Origin of the sequence: Mycobacterium sp. (genome assembly GCF_049280035.1) — a bacterium.
Taxonomy (GTDB): Bacteria; Actinomycetota; Actinomycetes; order Mycobacteriales; family Mycobacteriaceae; genus Mycobacterium.
The window spans coordinates 1-3,830 of the sequence record NZ_JBAPPI010000141.1; the positions used below are offsets into that span (position 1 = coordinate 1).

General features: G+C 65.3%; 3 protein-coding genes. 1 reads left to right on the forward strand and 2 read right to left on the reverse strand.

All coding sequences use genetic code 11. The features are described from left to right. Nucleotides 1-60: 60 nt before the first annotated feature. Nucleotides 61-1,752, reverse strand: coding sequence for a patatin-like phospholipase family protein (locus WAN71_RS04580; RefSeq protein WP_422224196.1), 1,692 nt, complete (start codon nucleotides 1,750-1,752; stop codon nucleotides 61-63). A gap of 89 nt (nucleotides 1,753-1,841) precedes the next feature. On the opposite strand from WAN71_RS04580, the gene WAN71_RS04585 reads away from it, so the two are divergent. Continuing rightward, nucleotides 1,842-2,717: an alpha/beta hydrolase family esterase gene (locus tag WAN71_RS04585; RefSeq protein WP_422224197.1), complete on the forward strand. Its 876-nt coding sequence runs from the start codon at nucleotides 1,842-1,844 to the stop codon at nucleotides 2,715-2,717. Nucleotide 2,718: 1 nt separating this feature from the next. On the opposite strand, the gene WAN71_RS04590 is transcribed toward WAN71_RS04585, so the two are convergent. Then, on the reverse strand, nucleotides 2,719-3,830 hold a 1,112-nt coding region (locus tag WAN71_RS04590), incomplete at its 5' end, for a PE-PPE domain-containing protein (protein ID WP_422224198.1).

Genomic DNA, 3,830 nt, shown 5'->3' on the forward strand with positions numbered 1-3,830 from the left:
GATACGACGATCATGACCGCATCTAAGCGCCGGCCACTCACAAGCCGAGGCGCGCGCACGTCACGTCAGGCGGTTTCGCCACCGGGCAAAGCGACTCGTCGGCACCTGAATCGCTGCCATGACCGCGCTCATCGGCGACGCCACCGACTTCGGCGGTGTCTTGGGCTTGGCACCGGCGGCGGGAGCCGCAGGGGCACTGCCTTCCCACCACGTCGGCTGTAGCAGCGCCGACGTCACCGGGATCGCCTGCTCGACGCTGTTGTGTCCCCATCTGCTCGCCCGATCGATGGACGCGACGGAGGGCGCCAGGTTCGCCGGCGACAACGTCGGAGCGAATCGAACGAGATGATCGGCGTAGGGCAGGTTGCCTACCATCTGCAACTGGATCGCCTGGGTGATCGGCACCAGCCACAGGTGCCGCGGATCCCATTGCGGGTGAAAGCAATCGAAAGCCAGATAGCACGCATTGCGGGTGCCCAGCCTGCCGTCGCGGATGCGCTTCCACGCCAGTTCAATCGGGACGTTGCTTGCGGTGCCGCCGTCGACAAGGGCCGCGATGTCCTTCTCTTCGAAGAGCGCGTCGAGGATCGGGATCATCCGCGGGTCGCTCGTTTCGTGATGCAGCACACCGGGAATGGCCGCCGAGAACGACGCTGCGTCGACGACGTCGAAGTCCCGGGCCGGGTCGTCGCCGCCGATGATTATCGGTTTGACGACCCGCAAGTCGATGAAGGCGGCCACTTGCCACATCCGGGTGCCCACCACCGGGCCGATGCCGATCGGACGAAACGGAACCGACCGCAGCTGCAGTGCCGCTAATGCGGGATTGCGGAACCGGGACGGCAGCGCCGTATACGGTTGCTTGCGAACTCCTCCGACCACGACGTCGAACGGAATCGCCAAGTCCGACATACGCATTCGTTGGCCGTCTTCGCGACTGAGCATGGCGTGCGCGAACTGGTCGAAGCGCAGCGCGAACATGCCGGCCAGGCCGTGGCGGCGGCGCAGCCGTTCGGGTCCCAGGATGGCGCGGTAGGACACCGTTTTCGCCCAGGCGATATACTCCTCGATCGGCACCGGCAACGCGCGGCTCACCAGGCTGCCCAGGATCGAGCCGATCGACGCGCCGATCATGTAGTCGGGCAGCTGGCCGGCTTCCAGCAGGCGCTGCATGCCGCCGATGTAGACGAAACCCGCACCACCGCCGCCGCCAAGGATGGTGACGAGCTTCTTGTAGCCGACCTCGGCGTCCAATTCCGCTGGGGAGAAGTCATTTCCGTGCCGCTCGATGAGCACTCGGCGTTGATCGTCCTGGTCGGCGGCCAGACCCGCCAGCGCGTCTCGTGCCGTCTGCAGCGCCGTGACCGGGTCCTGCTCTTCACGCAGCGGTCCGTATAGGGCGTCGGCGACCCGGGATCGCCACGGGGCGATTTCGGCGCCGACCGAGACGTCGCCGCGCCCGCGGCTTCCGCCCGGGCCCGCGGCGCCGGGCTCGAAGTCGGCGAGCCTGGCGAAGTTGAGGATGTAGCGCAGCTTGCGCAGCTCCTCGGTGCTCAGCACGTCCGGCTCGGCGAGCTGATGGCGGATCAGCCGGTTCTCCATCCTCTGCAGTAATAGAGCCGGCTCGGCCGACAGCAGATCGGCGGCGTCGACGGATTCGACCGCCTCGTCCTCGATCTCCTCGATGAGTTCGAGCCCGACGTCGCGGCGGCTAAGCCGGCTGAGCACGGCGTCGGCGAACGGAATCTGCATGAGGATCAGTTTGGTCGATACGCGGGCGGCACATCGCGGAAGGGTGGGGATCGGGCCGCGCCCGTCGAGCTGCCAGTACCTTATGAGGCATGTTCGTTCGGCTTACCACGCTGCTCGGCGTGCTGCTCGCCCTGTCGGGGTGTTCCGGTGCGCATCGGGCGGTAACACGACTGCCGGACGGCACAACCGTGCACACTATGGCGTTCGGCGGACTGGACCGCAGCTACCGGATCCACAAGCCGACGGGCTTGGCGGGTCCGGCACCGCTGGTGGTCATGCTGCACGGCGCGTTCGGCGACGCCGAGCAGGCCGAAAACTCCTATGGCTGGGATCAATTGGCCGACTCGGCGAAGTTTGTCATCGCCTACCCCGACGGCATCGGGCAGAGCTGGAATGCGCACGGCTGCTGTGGCAAGGCCGCTGGTGAGAACATCGACGACCTCGGCTTCATCACCACGATGGTCGGGGAGATCAGCGCAGCCCTGCCGATCGACAAGCCGCGGGTCTATGCCGCCGGGATCAGCAACGGCGGCATCATGACCTACGCGCTGGCCTGCAACAGCGGCATCTTCGCTGCCATCGGCCCGGATGCGGCCACCCAACTCGACCCATGCACCGCCCCGCACCCGACGTCGGTGATTCACATCCACGGCACCGCCGACCGGCTGGTTCCCTACAACGGCGGGCAGGGCGCGAGCACCGTCAACGGGCAATCGATACCTGACGTCAACGCGTTCTGGCGCAACGTCGATCAGTGCGGCCCACCCGATGTCACAAACAAACCCCCAGTCACCACATCGACCTCCGCATGCGCCGACCATCGCAGCGTTGAGTTGATCACCATCGACGGCGGCCGACACCAGTGGCCCGGCGGCACCACCTTCCTCGAACGATTTGGCACGACGACGCACGCGCTGAACGCCACCCAGACCATCTGGCAGTTCTTCGCGGCCCACCCCGCCTGAATTAGAGCCCCGGGATCAGGTCCAGCAGGTTGATCAGCGTGCCTGCGGTCGCTTCCAGGACGGGCGCGGCCGCGCCATACCCGATAGCGAACGGCACCAGCGCGATGTCGGCGGCAATCGGATCACCAATGGCGCCAAGCAAATTCCCGGCCTCGAGTTGGTCGGTAAACAGGTTGACGTCGTAGGACGGCAGGCTGGTCAGCAGCGCGGTGACGGTGTCGGCGACCGGGACCAGCGTTGCGTAGTCAGTCGACAGGGTCGCGCTGAGATCGTTGATGAGGTCGGTCGGTGAGGAGAGCAGCGTCGCATCCGAAATCGGGAAGTTGTCGAACTCGCTCAACGCGTTCTGCGCAACGCCTAGCAGCGCCGGGATATTCAGCAGCGACTGCAGGTTGGTGGCGTCGGTGAAGCCCTGCGTGTGCGCAATGCTGATCAGCTGATTGGTTAGCGGGTTGTCCAGAATCGACGAAATAAGTTGGTATTTCGCCGGATCCTCCAGGTCCTTGATGGCCGCGCTGATTCCTTGTGGGATCCCGTTGACCAAGGCGGTGAGGACATCGCTCAGGTTGACGTCCGTCGGCAACAGCCCCATCGGGCTGGGCACATCGGCATACCCCGGACTCCACCCGTCTTGAATGCTGCCGTAGCCGTAGTTGACCAGTACCGACATGTCGGGCTGCAGCAGATCGGCCAGCGGATTGCCGATGACGGGGATAAATCGCAGCAGATCCAACAGCGGCAGATCCTCGGGAACCAGGTAGTAGTTGGTCAGCGTGTCGGCTGTCGACGTCGGCAGTTGGATCGCGTCGGCGAGCTGCCCGGGCTCCGGGTCGAGATAGGTGATGTGGTCGAAAAGGATCCCCAAGAACGCGTTGAGGTCGGACAGGAAATCGATTGGGTACTTGGGGAAGTCGGCGAAGCCGTCGTATTCGTTGGTGTAGATGTCGGTCGGGTAGAGATCGGCCGGCGTGGCCCCGTCGAACGTGATGCCCAGGCTCGGGACCGACGGATCCGAACCGGCGGGGACATCGAAGCGTTCCAGCAAGCCGCCGTCGGGATTGCTGGCATCACCGACCATGATGAAGGGCACGTCATCGCTGGGCACACCTTGGG

What these genes read in the sequence shown, in the direction of transcription:
- WAN71_RS04580 (WP_422224196.1), bottom strand. Translation starts at nt 1,752, where the DNA reads ATGCAGATTCCGTTCGCCGACGCCGTGCTCAGCCGGCTTAGCCGCCGC.
- WAN71_RS04585 (WP_422224197.1), top strand. Translation starts at nt 1,842, where the DNA reads ATGTTCGTTCGGCTTACCACGCTGCTCGGCGTGCTGCTCGCCCTGTCG.